Consider the following 12,328-nt stretch of genomic DNA (forward strand, 5'->3'; position numbering starts at 1 on the left):
CTTGACAGACGGTGCCGCGCGCGCCCCAATAACATCACAAAAATCAGAGGAAACACATGCGCCGGATACTCACTGTCACTGCCGCAACGGCAGCCGTCCTCATGGCATCGACTGCGATGGCTCAAGACATCAAGATCGCCCTGATCGCCGGCAAGACCGGTCCGCTCGAGGCTTATGCCAAGCAGACCGAGGCCGGCTTCATGATGGGGCTCGAATATCTCACGAAAGGCTCGATGAGCTGGAAGGGTCGCAAGATCAGCGTGATCGTCAAGGATGATCAGCTCAAGGCGGATCTCGCCAAGACCTTGCTCGAGCAGGCCTACAACGACGACAAGGTCGATCTCGCCATCGGAACCACCTCGTCGGCGGCCGCGCTGGCGATGCTGCCGGTCGCCGAGGAAAACGGCAAGGTGCTCATCGTCGAGCCGGCCGTGGCGGATGCCATCACGGGCGAAAAATGGAACCGCTTCATCTTCCGCACGTCGCGCAATTCCACGCAGGACGCCTATGGCGCGGCGGCGGCGATTCCCGCGACGGGCGAGGTGAGCGTCGCGACGCTGGCGCAGGATTATGCGTTCGGCCGCGACGGCGTCGCGGCGGTCAAGACCGCGCTCAAGGAAATCCGCCCGAACGCAAAGGTGGTTTTCGAGGAATACACACCCCAGAACGCCACCGATTTCACCGCTTCCGCGCAGCGCCTGTTCGACGCGCTGAAGGACAAGCCCGGCAAGAAGATCATCACCATCATCTGGGCGGGCCAGCACCCGCTGCCCAAGATCGCGGATCTGAAGCCCGAGCGGTACGGCATCGAAATCGCACCCGGCGGCAACATCCTGCCGGCGATGCAGATCTACAAGAACTATCCCGGCATGGAAGGCGCGATCTATTACTACTACGCCTTCCCCAAAAACCCGATGAACGATTGGCTCGTCGCCGAACACCAGAAGCGCTTCAACGCGCCGCCGGACTTTTTTACGGCGGGCGGCTTCGCTGCTGCCTCGGCGGCTCTGACCGCCATCGATAAGGCGGGCGGCACCGATACGGAGAAGCTCATCGGCGCCATGGAAGGCATGACCTTCGAGACACCCAAGGGGCCGATGACGTTCCGCAAGGAAGATCATCAGGCACTTCAGGTCATGTACCATTTCAAGGGCAAGGCCGACGGAAAGGATGCCAACGACCTGCTCGACCTGGTCAACACCATCCCGGCCGACAAGCTGCCCATTCCCGTGCGCAACAAGCGCTGACCGGATCGTGGTTTCACCGTCTTCGAATGAGTCCGCGCTCGAAACGCGCGGACTCACCATTCGCTTCGGCGGCCACGTGGCGGTCAACGACGTGTCGTGCCGGTTCGCGCCCGRCACGCTGACTGCCATCGTCGGGCCCAACGGCGCAGGCAAGACCACCTATTTCAACCTGATCTCCGGCCAATTGCGTGCGAGCGCCGGCCATGTGCTCGTGGCGGGCGAGGACATCACGAACCTGCCTGCCTCGAGCCGCGCCCGCCGCGGATTGGGTCGCGCCTTCCAGCTCACCAACCTGTTTCCCCGCTTGTCCGCGCTCGAGAACGTGCGCCTCGCGGTGCAAAGCCGGGCGGATGCGGGGTGGTCGCTTTTCCGGGTCTGGAACAGCCGCCGCGATCTCATCGAAAAGGCAGAGGCAATCCTTGAACGCGTTCGCCTTTCGGACAAGCGGCATGTGGAGCCGGCGGCGCTCTCGCACGGAGATCAACGCAAGCTCGAAGTTGCACTTCTCATCGCCATGGAACCCAGGGTTTTCATGTTCGACGAGCCCACGGCCGGAATGAGCGTCGACGAGGTTCCGACCGTTCTGGAATTGATTCACGACATCAAGCGCAGGGGCGACGCCACCGTCCTGCTCGTGGAGCACAAGATGGACGTGGTGCGCTCGCTCGCCGATCGCATCGTCGTGCTGCATAACGGAACCCTGGTCGCCGACGGCGAGCCGGCATCCGTCATCGCCTCTCCCATCGTTCAGGAAGCCTATCTGGGCGTCGAGGTTTCCGCATGAGCGAAATTCTCCTGCAGCTCGAAGGCGTGCATACCCATATCGGGCCCTATCACATCCTGCACGGCGTCGATTGCGCGATTCCCATCGGCGGTCTCACGGTTCTGCTGGGCCGCAACGGCGCGGGCAAGACCACGACGCTCCGCACCATCATGGGACTCTGGCAGGCCTCATCCGGCACCATTCGCTTCGCCGGCCTGAACATCTCCAAGGTCTCGACGCCCGACATTGCCCGCGCCGGCATCGCCTATGTGCCCGAATCGATGGCAATCTTTACCGACCTCACCGTGCGCGAGAACATCGTGCTGGCGGCCCGCAACGGACCCGTCGATCCCAACCGACTGGACTGGATGCTCGGACTCTTCCCCGCGCTGAAGCGCTTCTGGAACCTGCCGGCGGGCAATCTTTCCGGCGGACAGAAGCAGATGCTTGCGATTGCCCGGGCGATCGCAGAGCCCCGGCGTCTGCTTCTCGTGGACGAGCCCACCAAGGGTCTGGCGCCGGTGATGGTGCGCAGCATGATCGAAGCCTTTCGCGCCCTGAAGGAAGCGGGCGAGACGATCCTGCTCGTGGAGCAGAATTTCTTCGCCGCCTCGGCGCTCGGCGACCACGTTCTCGTGATGGACGACGGGCGTATCGCGCATTCCGGCGCCATGAGCGATCTCGTCGCCGATCAGGCCCTGCAGCAGCGCCTGCTCGGCCTCAGCCTGGATGCTCACCAATGACCGACGTCACCACCAGCGCATCCGACACGACGGAACTGCCGCGCAATCGGACGGATTGGCTACCGCTTCTCCTCGTCCCCGCCCTCGCGCTCGTCGCCCTGCCCTTCATCGGCAACCCCTCCTCCTGGGTCACGCTCACGGTCGCGGGCCTCGCCATGGGGATGATGATCTTCCTCATGGCGTCCGGGCTCACCCTCGTGTTCGGCCTGATGGACATCATCAACTTCGGCCACGGAGTTTTCATCTCCCTCGGCGCATACGCGACGCTGATCGTGCTCGGGCCGCTTGCCGCCTGGGGTGAAGCGGATTCTCTCGGCCTCAATCTCGCGCTCATGGGTCTGTGCATCGTCGTCGCCATGGCGCTGACGGCCGTTGTGGGCGCCGTCTTCGAGCGCGTCATCGTGCGGCCGGTCTATGGCAATCACCTCAAGCAGATCCTGGTCACGATGGGCGGACTCATCGTGACCGAGCAGGCCATTCACGCGATCTGGGGGGCTTCCCCGATTCCCATCGCGTTGCCGGAATCCTTGCGCGGCGCTTACGTCCTCGGCGACATCGTGATGGAGCGCTATCGCGTCTTCGCGGTCGTGATCGGGTTGGCGGTGTTCGGCGGCATGGAGCTTCTGCTCAACCGAACGCGGATCGGACTTTTGATCCGCGCCGGCGTCGAGAACCCGGAGATGGTCGAGGCGCTCGGCTATCGGATCCGGCGGCTCTTCGTGAGCGTGTTCGTGGCCGGTTCGGCGCTCGCCGGCCTCGGGGGTGTCATGTGGGCCTTCTACCGTCAGACGCTCACGGCCGGCATGGGCATGGAAGTGATGGTGCTCGTTTTCATCGTCATCATCATCGGCGGCCTGGGCTCTGTCGGCGGCTGCTTCGTCGGCTCGCTCCTCGTGGCGCTGGTGGCGAATTACGTCGGCTTTCTTGCTCCCAAACTGGCTTTGATCTCCAATATCCTCGTTATGGCGCTGGTGCTCGTCTGGCGTCCGCAAGGATTGTTCCCGGTGGCCCGTCGATGATCGCCTCCCCCGCCCCGACTCCTTTTGAAGTGGCGCCACGGCGAGGCGTGATCGCGCGCCTCCTGTCATCCGATCCGCCGCGTTCGCGCGCGCTCTCGATCATCCTGATCGGCATCGTCGCCGTTCTCGCCGCGACGCCATTCCTGTTTTCCGGCAGCCAGCCGCTCAGCACCGCCGCGAAGATCTGCGTGTTCATCGCGCTCGTGGCAAGCTACGACCTGCTCCTCGGCTATACGGGGATAGTCTCCTTCGCCCACACGATGTTCTTCGGCATCGGCGGGTACGGGGTCGCCATCGCGCTGGRGCGGTTGGGCCCGACCTGGACTTCGGTTGCGATCGGGGTCGCGGCGGCGTTGATGCTCTCGGCGGTTTTGGCCGTCGCCATCGGTCTTCTGTCCTTACGTGTGCGCGCGATCTTCTTCTCGATGATCACGCTCGCAGTCGCATCCGCGGCGGCGGTCCTCGCCTCGCAGATGTCGACGGTCACGGGCGGCGAAGACGGCCTTTCGTTTCAGCTCCCGCCGCAATTGCGCCCGGCCTTTCGCCTTCTCTCCGAGCCTGTTTTCGGCCTCACGATCAATGGGCGGATCCTGGCTTATTATCTCGTCTTCTTCGCCGCGCTCGCAGTGTTCCTCGTCCTTCTGCGCATCGTCAATTCGCCCTTCGGGCGCGTCCTCCAGGCGATCCGCGAGAACGAGTTCCGCGCCGAGGCGCTCGGCTACCGGGTCGTCGCCTTCAGGACGGCCGCGTCGGTGATCTCCGCTCTGGCAGCGACGCTCGCCGGCGCGATGCTGGCGCTGTGGCTGCGATACAACGGTCCCGACACGACACTGTCTTTCTCGATCATGATCGACATCCTGCTGATGGTGGTGATCGGCGGCATGGGCACTATGTACGGAGCCGTGATCGGCGCGGCGCTGTTCGTGCTGGCGCAGAGCTACCTGCAGGTTCTGATGGGGGCTGCCAGCGCCAGCCTGTCGGGCATCCCGCTCCTGCCCGATCTCGTCCATCCCGATCGCTGGCTCCTCTGGCTCGGCGCGCTGTTCATCGTCAGCGTCTATGCGTTTCCGGGCGGTATCGTCGGGCATCTTCGCAAGGAGCGCTAATTCTTAGAACTAAAGCCCGCTCTCAATCGTTTTCCTTGAGGATTCCAAGGAGTGCGCCATGAGCAGGGCTTTCGTTCGTGAGGCCGAGGGCGGTGAAGCGTTCGAGGATTTGCCGGATCGCCAGATCAGTCCGCATTCCAATCTCGTGACCTCGGCCGGTCTTGCCCGTATGGACGAAGAGATCGCGAGGTTGCGGGAGAACCTTGCACAGGCTCAGGCACGCGACGACCGCGCCGAGGTGTCGCGAGCCTCCCGGGATCTGCGCTACTGGACCCACAGGCGCGCCACCGCCGAAGTCGTGCCTGACCCGGTGGATCACTCTCACGTCCGATTCGGGTCCACGGTGACCTTCCGCCGGGAGGACGGGCGGGAGCAATCCTATCGGATTGTCGGCGAAGACGAGGCGGAGCCGACGGCCGGCACGATCTCTTATGTATCGCCCCTCGCTCAGGCCTTGATGGGAAAGGAAGTGGGCGACGTGGCGATTCTAGGCCACGGGGAAGCGGAGATCGTCGCCATCCGCTGACCAATCGCGGGGTTTTATGCTTTCGCCTGTTTCGGCGCGTCTTCGGCGACATCGTTGTCGTTGCGCTCGGCATCGGTCGCGTCGGGAATCGGCGCCTCGGGCACGAGAACGGCATCCCTGAGCAGCAGATCGATATCCTGCTGGATGCGCAGGAACTCCTCCCATTTGGAGGTCGTAATCAGCGCGCGTATCTCGACTTTCGGCTTTTCCTCCGGGTCCTCCCGCAGGCGCACTTCCAGCGTGTTGGGCTCGATCATGGGATGCTGCGCCACAAGCGCTGTCAGCGCCTCGACTTCCTGGCGAATGCCGATGCCGTCCGTCGCGCGCAATGCGACGATGCGCTTGTACGGCATCCGATCGCGGTTCGTGAGATTGATGATGTTGAGATTGACGAATGTCGCGTTGGGAATCGTGATCAACGAACGGTCGAGGCCACGGATGCGTGTGGACCGGATGCCGATTTCCTGCACGCGCCCCTCCAGCGTCCCGAACCGGCACAGGTCGCCGACACGAACGGGACGGTCCGCGTAGAGAATGAGGCCGCCGATGAAGTTTTCCAGCGTTGGCTTTGCGGCCAGCGCGACGGCGAGGCCGCCGACGCCGAGCCCTGCCAGAAGGCCGGCAAGGGGCAATCCGAGATAGGACGCACCGTAGATCAAGAGTGCGAGGGCGATGCCGATGCCCGCGATCCGCACGGCCGCGCGCGCCAGGTGGGCATCGATGCTCTCGCTTCTCGAAAACGTCAAATGGTCCGCGAGAGCGCCCGAGAACCGCATGATTCCCCATACTCCGGCGAGATAGGCGATGCCCTCGGCAATCGCCTCGACGGTATCGTTGACGTCGCCCGTGAGGTTGATCTGATAATCCGACACATAGGCGACGGACAGAGCCGCCACCAGGATTGTGCCCGGAACGAGCACGCTTTCGACGACCGGCCTCCTCGACTCGCCAGAGCCCGCGCGGCGTCTCATCATCCGAAAGACGCCCGCCACGACCGCGGCGGCGATCCCGAGCGTCAGCAGAAGGCCGATCCATTGCCACAAGGCCTGCCCGTGCAACTCGACACGGAATGACGGCGGCAGGGCTTCGACCAGCGCGAACCATTTGGGCGGCAGGAGATAGCCGGGCGACTGGCTGAAGAAATCGTAGAAATCCTCGGTCGCTCCGTTGGCGTTCGGCTCTTCCCGGATCAATTGATAGAAATCGCGGAGCAGATTGACGGTCTCGTTGGAGAAAAGGTACTCGCCGGCGCGGGGACCGTCTGGCATGCGCACGATGCGGATTTCGGTTCCGGGCACGTTCCAGCTCTGGAGCGTCTGATCCGCACCGGGCAGATTGGTCGAAGGCGGCAACGGCACGCGGTCGAGAATCTCTTTCAGAAGGAGCGTCGATTCCAGCCTGCGATGTTCGAGGTCAACCGGCGGGACCTGGCTGAGATCGAGTGCGCGGGACGCGCGGGCCAGCAGGGATTCGGCTTCCTTGACCTTGTCCTTGACGCCTTCGCTCCAGAAAAGTCCCGGCTCCGACCTGTTCTGGCGATAGGCTTCGAGAAGCAACTGGGAAGCCCGGGCCGTCTGGGATCGGAATCCCTCGAGGGTGGCGCGCGGGCTCGATGTCTCCGCGGGCGCGAGCGACCGAAGACTGCCAAGCGCTGGCGGGGAGCCAAAAAACTGCAGAGCCACGAACAGGCTGACGAGAAAAACGGTGAGGAGCGGTATCGCCGCATCGTTCGCAAGGTGACGTGCAGAAAATTTCATGGCTGCTTCCCGTGCCGCCCGGCGCAATGCGTCATCGCGGCCCTTTCCTCTTAGCCAGCGGCCTGACCGCACGCAAGGAATCCGATCCTCGCGCCGTCGCGAACGCCAGACCGGGACGGATCGCTAGGAACGCTCGCCTAAACACGTGGCGACGTATTCGCCTTGAGAACGCTGTCCTCGCGTGGCGCGAGATGTCGATCACATTTGTGGTTTCGGCCGCCATCGCATCTGTTCATGCCGTCTCTCCGAGCGCTATCATGCATTCCCCTTTGGTCACACAGAGTGTGCCTGCCTGAATCATCTCCGACATCATTTCATTCCCGGGAGACAGAAATGACCGAAAAGGAAGTCGATGTGGTTGCGGAGGAGTTGGCGCGCGCCGGGGGAAATTCCTGGTATCCCGGCCGCAGCGAAGACCCCGTCCTGAGGGTCGTGACCGAGCGCTTTCGGGACCGTGCCCGGTCCGCCATCGCAGCTTTGGACCGCTATCGCGCAGCAACGCGGGCAGGTGTCGGAAACGGCGAGCCGATCCCCGTCTCGCTCGAGACCGGCGATGGCGAACGGTTGCGCGTGGGCGCCACCGTCATCTATCGCCCCCCCGGCGATCGAAGGGCCTATTCGTGCATTGTCGATCAGATCGGAGACGGGCGCATCCATGTCGTTCCGCAGATCCCGGGCGGCGACGGATGGGTGCGCGAGCCCGGAATCGTCACCGAGGACGTCGTGAAGAACTTGGAGGAACAGGGCGTATTGGCTCGCAAGCCGTCCCGCCGATTCCGTTCTTCCCCTGAGGAGAGGTCGCCCGGCGGACAATCGCGCTGATCCCTGGCGGCAAGTATTGGAGAGCCCGACCGGCGAGACGAAGGACTAGGCGACAGACTTTCAGAGTTTTGGTTACCAAACGGCACCGATCCCGACTTCGCGGAGCTTCATCGGTGCCCCACGAGAGCTATGGCTTCGAATTCACGCTGGGACGGTCCACCATGATCTGGACGCGGACCTTGGCGGTTGGACTGCCGGTTCTCGGCCTGTGGTTTTTCGCCTGAGGGCCGAGACCAGCGACCTGGAGCACAGCCTCTCGTCAGACTTTCTTCAGAAAGCAGGTCTTGAGGACGAGATTCTTGACCTTCTCGACGCGTCCCTCGATCTCCTCCTCGTTCGCCGTCAACTGGATGTTCTTGACCACGGTCCCCCGCTTGAGGGTCACAGACGTGCCCTTTACCTTGAGATCCTTGATCAATTGAACCGAGTCGCCGTCGTTCAGCAGAGTACCGTTGCTGTCTTTCACGTCCATGACATCGCGCTCCGAAGGTTATGATGCTGTGTCTGGAACGGCATCGCGATAGTCAAGCCGGGGTCGGCTGGAATCCCCGCCCGATCGAACGCAAGCTCGTCTTATCCGCGTCACAGTGCGGTGCGAAACCATTCAATCCACTAATCGTTGTCCCCCTGCACGGCTTCGCCGATGTCGCCTACGAGGAGCCGATGCAGCCGAAGCCGCCCTGCGCACCCTATCGAAATTTCGACGCTGCCGAGTTGCGCATGGACGCGATCGTCCACGTGGCCGGAGTCGGCTTCGCCCTTGCCGGCGCAGCGACGCTCCTGGTGTCCGCTTTCCACCTGGCATGGGGCGCCTATGCGGCGGCATGGATCTACGCCACCGGCCTCGTGGCGGTGCTCGCGGTTTCGGCCACCTACAACATGTGGCCGGTGTCGCGGGTAAAGTGGATCCTGCGCAGGTTCGACCATTCCGCCATCTATCTTCTGATCGCCGGCACCTACACGCCATTTCTAACCCGCATCAACGGCGAGATCGCGTCCCCTGCGCTGTTGGCCGGCATCTGGACGACGGCAGCCCTCGGAATTTCGTTGAAGCTCGCCATGCCAGGACGTTTCGATCGGTTGTCGATCCTGCTTTACCTCGCGTTGGGGTGGAGCGGGATTGTGTTCTACGATTCCGTTTTCGGCGCTCTGCCCGCCTCCACCATGTGGTGGCTGGCCGTCGGTGGAGGCCTCTATACCGTGGGCGTCGTCTTCCACGTCTGGGAACGCCTTCGGTTCCAGAATGCCATCTGGCATGCCTTCGTGTTGTTGGCTGCGGCTTGTCACTATGGTGCAGTGCTCGATTATATGATCCTGGCGCACGCCTAGCGAAGCGCTGATCCCCCGCCCTTGAACCTTCTCTTGTAAGCGGCCCAGCTTGCTTTATAGGTTTTGGAGCATGGGCGGGCAGCATGTCGCTGCAGACGCTCAAGGCGCTTCCTGATGACGTTTCAGGGGGGACTATTCCAGCCGATGCAGGTAGCCGCGCACAGTGTTGCAATTTCTTGTCACACGACAGATCTTCGCCCTCATCGGGCCAGCCGTGGTTCTCATCTTTGCACTCACGTTTCTGTTAATCTGGCTTCTGGACCGGGCACGTTGGCACATCTTGTGCTTTTCGCTCGCCTTCGCATTTTACAGCTTGGGCGTCACTGTCCAGATACTCGATCTGACGCCGGAGAGCGGCCTTGAGACCGAGCTGTCGGCGCTTCTGTACTTGCTGAGCGCGATATCCCTGGTCGAGGGTCTGTTGCAGCGCGCATCGGCTGGCGGCGGCACGATTCGCTACGTGGCCGTTGTCACGGCGATCCTATCGGCCATTTCGTATTTTCATTACATATCCGACAACCTGGCCGCCCGCATCTGCATTCAGAACATCGGCATGGCGCTCATCCTCTTGGTTGCGCTGCCACGATTAGGCAGCATGAAACGCGGCATGCTGACGGATCGGATTCTCTACTGGGCGCTGCTCCTGTTCGCGCTGCATTTTGTCCCGCGGACGCTTTTGGTCATCGTCTCGAATGGCGCGCTCGACGGGTTGGGCGCGTCGCCCTTCTGGGTCGTTCTGCAAATCGCCATGCCGCTCTTCGGGATGGTGCTGGCACTATCGCTTCTGGCCACGAGCGCAGCCGACACGATCACAGATCTGCAACGGGAAAAGGATACCGATCCACTTACCGGCCTGCTTAACCGCCGAGGGTTCGATGCAACCGCCGAACGGGTGATCGGAACGAGCAGAGACGGCCTGTTCAGCCTGATCGTTTGCGACATCGACCATTTCAAATCGATCAACGACACCTACGGACACAGAAGCGGCGACAATGTCCTGCGATCGGTGGCGACGATTCTGCGCGAGGCCTCGCGCGGCGGCGATGTGGTGGCGCGGATCGGCGGCGAAGAGTTTGTCGTGCTGCTTCGGGAAACCGACGCCGTTGTTGCGCGCATGTTCGCGGAAGGGTTGCGGGAGAATCTCGAACGCGCGCGTTTTACCGCCGTCGCGCCCGGGCGCTCCGTCACCGCGAGCTTTGGAATCGCCCAGCGTCGGGATGGCGAAACGGTGTGGGATGTCGTCTCACGCGCCGACCGCGCGTTGTATGGCGCAAAGAACGCAGGACGGAACCGCAGTCTGATCGACGGGGTCGAGACCTTCTCTCCCGCGGGCTACGATTCATCCGCTGCGGCGTATAGAAGAGCCCGCTGACACGGGCGCGCAGGATTACCAGAAGAACGTCACGCTATACGCCAGAAACAGCACAACCACGACGATGGCGGCCATGCGCCAATGCTTTTCGATATGCTCGTGCAATGTCATCGTGGACGATCACTTTCTAAGTTTCAGGTCCGGTGAGCAGCCGTTGCGCCCCGGGATCTCGTTAAGACAGCCACGCGTTCTTCGCGTCAAGTCCGCGCACCAGCCCGGCCCGGCGACATCGGCCGTCACCCGTCATTTTCAGAATTGAGTTGATCCGGGCGCAAACCTTCATCCGTCCTTGTGGGTTTCAGCCGTATACCCGGCCCACCCGCCGCGCTCATCTCGTTCTCGGAAAAGAAGACGATTCCCGCGAGCTGCAAGGCGACCTGCAGTTTGTCACCGGTCTCCAACCGTCCTCCGAGCGCGCCATCGCCCGCTTCGAGCCGCTTGATGGTCGGTTCGGACACGCCGGACGCGGCGGCAAGATCGGCTTGCGACCACCCGAGCAATGCGCGGGCGGCCTTGATCTGTTTCACGGACACTTTCTGGTCTGGCACGCTGCTCTCTCTTTTGACACTTTTAGTATCAAAGAAAGCCGTCTTCGCCAACCGCCGAGCCGCATGCCGCCGTCTTTTCCGGGGGTCATGCCTCGCGACCGAGTGCTGCCATCTGGCATGGGTCCCAGCGCGGCTCGCCGTCGAACCTCTCGACGAGGAGATCGATGAGCACGCGGACTTTTCCCGGAAGATGAGCGCCCGGGGGGCGGACCACATAGAGCCCGTATTCGGGCATCGGATATTCCGTCAGGAGGGGCACGAGTTCGCCGGTTTGTATATCGTCCGAGGCGATGAAGGTCGGCAGGGCGGCGATGCCCAGACCCAGTTTCGCCGCGTCCAGGATCGCGTCCCCGTTATCGGCCCTGAAGCGTCCCTCGGGGCGAATGACGACCCGGCGTCGGCCCACCTGGAATACCCAGTCGCGGCCCGCGCTGCCGCTATAGATCAGGCATTCGCGCCCCACGATATCCCCGGGGACGGCGGGTCGGCCATGGCGCGCAAGATAAGCGGGGCTTGCCACGATGACGGCTGTCCCGCGCGCGAAGCGGCGCGCCACGAGGCTCGAATCCTTCAACTCGCCGATCCTTATCGCCGCATCCAGCCGCTCGCCCACGAGGTCTACGAACCGATCGCTGTAAGAGGCCTCGATCTCCAGTCGTGGATGGCGGCTGAGCAACTCGGCGAGGAGCGGCGTCACATGGCGCAATCCAAACGCCAAAGGGAGTGAGATCCGCAAAACGCCCACGGCCTCGCCGGAATGGTGGGCGACCGCGTCGCGGGCCTCGCCCAGATCGGCAAGGATACGTTCCGCCCGGGCCTTGAAGTCGATCCCGGTCTCGGTCGGGCTGATGCCGCGGGTCGTCCGGCTCAGGAGCCGCGTTCCGAGGTCCGTTTCGAGCCGGGCGATGCGTYGGCTGACGATCGACTTCGAGACGCCCAGCCGCTTGGCCGCCCGGCCGAACCCGCCGGCATCCGCCACCTCCACAAACGCCCGGATATCGTCGAGTTCGGACATGTCGGCGTTCCATTCCGGTCAACAGTGATGTGCGGATTATGACCGTTCTGTTGCGTTTTGAGAACCATTATCTTGGGATGA

Annotated in this window: 13 protein-coding genes; 9 read left to right on the forward strand and 4 right to left on the reverse strand. The window is 62.9% G+C overall.

The features are described 5' to 3' along the window. Positions 1-56: 56 nt before the first annotated feature. From AC1DVM_RS03975 to greA, 6 genes are read left to right on the forward strand one after another with little or no spacing between them, the layout of a single operon-like run. Positions 57-1,247: a substrate-binding domain-containing protein gene (locus AC1DVM_RS03975; protein ID WP_477252214.1), complete on the forward strand. Its 1,191-nt coding sequence runs from the start codon at positions 57-59 to the stop codon at positions 1,245-1,247. Positions 1,248-1,254: 7 nt separating this feature from the next. Then, on the forward strand, positions 1,255-2,031 hold the full coding sequence (locus AC1DVM_RS03980) for an ABC transporter ATP-binding protein (protein WP_477252216.1): 777 nt from the start codon (positions 1,255-1,257) through the stop codon (positions 2,029-2,031). Then, entirely contained in the window at positions 2,028-2,753 is a 726-nt protein-coding gene (locus tag AC1DVM_RS03985; RefSeq protein ID WP_477252218.1) for an ABC transporter ATP-binding protein, read from the forward strand. Before AC1DVM_RS03980 ends, AC1DVM_RS03985 begins: the two co-directional genes overlap by 4 nt. Then, complete coding sequence (locus AC1DVM_RS03990; protein WP_477252220.1) at positions 2,750-3,772, forward strand: branched-chain amino acid ABC transporter permease; 1,023 nt, start codon at positions 2,750-2,752, stop codon at positions 3,770-3,772. Before AC1DVM_RS03985 ends, AC1DVM_RS03990 begins: the two co-directional genes overlap by 4 nt. Beyond that, complete coding sequence (locus AC1DVM_RS03995) at positions 3,769-4,878, forward strand: branched-chain amino acid ABC transporter permease (protein WP_477252221.1); 1,110 nt, start codon at positions 3,769-3,771, stop codon at positions 4,876-4,878. Before AC1DVM_RS03990 ends, AC1DVM_RS03995 begins: the two co-directional genes overlap by 4 nt. A 58-nt stretch (positions 4,879-4,936) precedes the next feature. After that, the gene (gene greA, locus AC1DVM_RS04000; protein ID WP_477252222.1) at positions 4,937-5,404 is read left to right on the forward strand and encodes a transcription elongation factor GreA; all 468 of its coding nucleotides are present in this window, start codon (positions 4,937-4,939) and stop codon (positions 5,402-5,404) included. Between the two features lie 14 nt (positions 5,405-5,418). On the opposite strand, the gene AC1DVM_RS04005 is transcribed toward greA, so the two are convergent. After that, complete coding sequence (locus AC1DVM_RS04005; RefSeq protein WP_477252223.1) at positions 5,419-7,161, reverse strand: mechanosensitive ion channel domain-containing protein; 1,743 nt, start codon at positions 7,159-7,161, stop codon at positions 5,419-5,421. 333 nt (positions 7,162-7,494) lie between these two features. Here AC1DVM_RS04005 and AC1DVM_RS04010 point away from each other — a divergent pair, with 333 nt between their 5' ends. Further along, positions 7,495-7,983: a hypothetical protein gene (locus tag AC1DVM_RS04010; protein WP_477252224.1), complete on the forward strand. Its 489-nt coding sequence runs from the start codon at positions 7,495-7,497 to the stop codon at positions 7,981-7,983. 259 nt (positions 7,984-8,242) lie between these two features. Here the strand turns inward: AC1DVM_RS04010 and AC1DVM_RS04015 are convergent, their stop codons facing one another. Next, positions 8,243-8,455 carry an alkylphosphonate utilization protein gene (locus AC1DVM_RS04015; protein ID WP_477252225.1) on the reverse strand — a complete coding sequence of 71 codons (213 nt, stop codon included), beginning with the start codon at positions 8,453-8,455 and terminating at the stop codon, positions 8,243-8,245. A 191-nt stretch (positions 8,456-8,646) separates the two neighbouring features. Between AC1DVM_RS04015 and trhA the strand changes: the two genes are divergently transcribed. Further along, complete coding sequence (gene trhA / locus AC1DVM_RS04020; RefSeq protein ID WP_477252226.1) at positions 8,647-9,312, forward strand: PAQR family membrane homeostasis protein TrhA; 666 nt, start codon at positions 8,647-8,649, stop codon at positions 9,310-9,312. A 163-nt stretch (positions 9,313-9,475) separates the two neighbouring features. Next, the gene (locus AC1DVM_RS04025) at positions 9,476-10,684 is read left to right on the forward strand and encodes a GGDEF domain-containing protein (RefSeq protein WP_477252228.1); all 1,209 of its coding nucleotides are present in this window, start codon (positions 9,476-9,478) and stop codon (positions 10,682-10,684) included. A 236-nt stretch (positions 10,685-10,920) separates the two neighbouring features. On the opposite strand, the gene AC1DVM_RS04030 is transcribed toward AC1DVM_RS04025, so the two are convergent. Further along, positions 10,921-11,232 (reverse strand): helix-turn-helix transcriptional regulator, encoded by a 312-nt coding sequence (locus tag AC1DVM_RS04030; RefSeq protein WP_477252229.1) that lies wholly within the window; start codon positions 11,230-11,232, stop codon positions 10,921-10,923. Between the two features lie 85 nt (positions 11,233-11,317). Continuing rightward, entirely contained in the window at positions 11,318-12,247 is a 930-nt protein-coding gene (locus AC1DVM_RS04035; protein WP_477252231.1) for a LysR family transcriptional regulator, read from the reverse strand. Positions 12,248-12,328: the final 81 nt, after the last annotated feature.

The sequence above is a fragment of the Microvirga sp. P4_A5 genome (assembly GCF_056402495.1).

What these genes read in the sequence shown, in the direction of transcription:
- AC1DVM_RS03975 (WP_477252214.1), top strand. Translation starts at nt 57, where the DNA reads ATGCGCCGGATACTCACTGTCACTGCCGCAACGGCAGCCGTCCTCATG.
- AC1DVM_RS03985 (WP_477252218.1), top strand. Translation starts at nt 2,028, where the DNA reads ATGAGCGAAATTCTCCTGCAGCTCGAAGGCGTGCATACCCATATCGGG.
- AC1DVM_RS03990 (WP_477252220.1), top strand. Translation starts at nt 2,750, where the DNA reads ATGACCGACGTCACCACCAGCGCATCCGACACGACGGAACTGCCGCGC.
- greA (WP_477252222.1), top strand. Translation starts at nt 4,937, where the DNA reads ATGAGCAGGGCTTTCGTTCGTGAGGCCGAGGGCGGTGAAGCGTTCGAG.
- AC1DVM_RS04005 (WP_477252223.1), bottom strand. Translation starts at nt 7,161, where the DNA reads ATGAAATTTTCTGCACGTCACCTTGCGAACGATGCGGCGATACCGCTC.
- AC1DVM_RS04010 (WP_477252224.1), top strand. Translation starts at nt 7,495, where the DNA reads ATGACCGAAAAGGAAGTCGATGTGGTTGCGGAGGAGTTGGCGCGCGCC.
- AC1DVM_RS04015 (WP_477252225.1), bottom strand. Translation starts at nt 8,455, where the DNA reads ATGGACGTGAAAGACAGCAACGGTACTCTGCTGAACGACGGCGACTCG.
- trhA (WP_477252226.1), top strand. Translation starts at nt 8,647, where the DNA reads ATGCAGCCGAAGCCGCCCTGCGCACCCTATCGAAATTTCGACGCTGCC.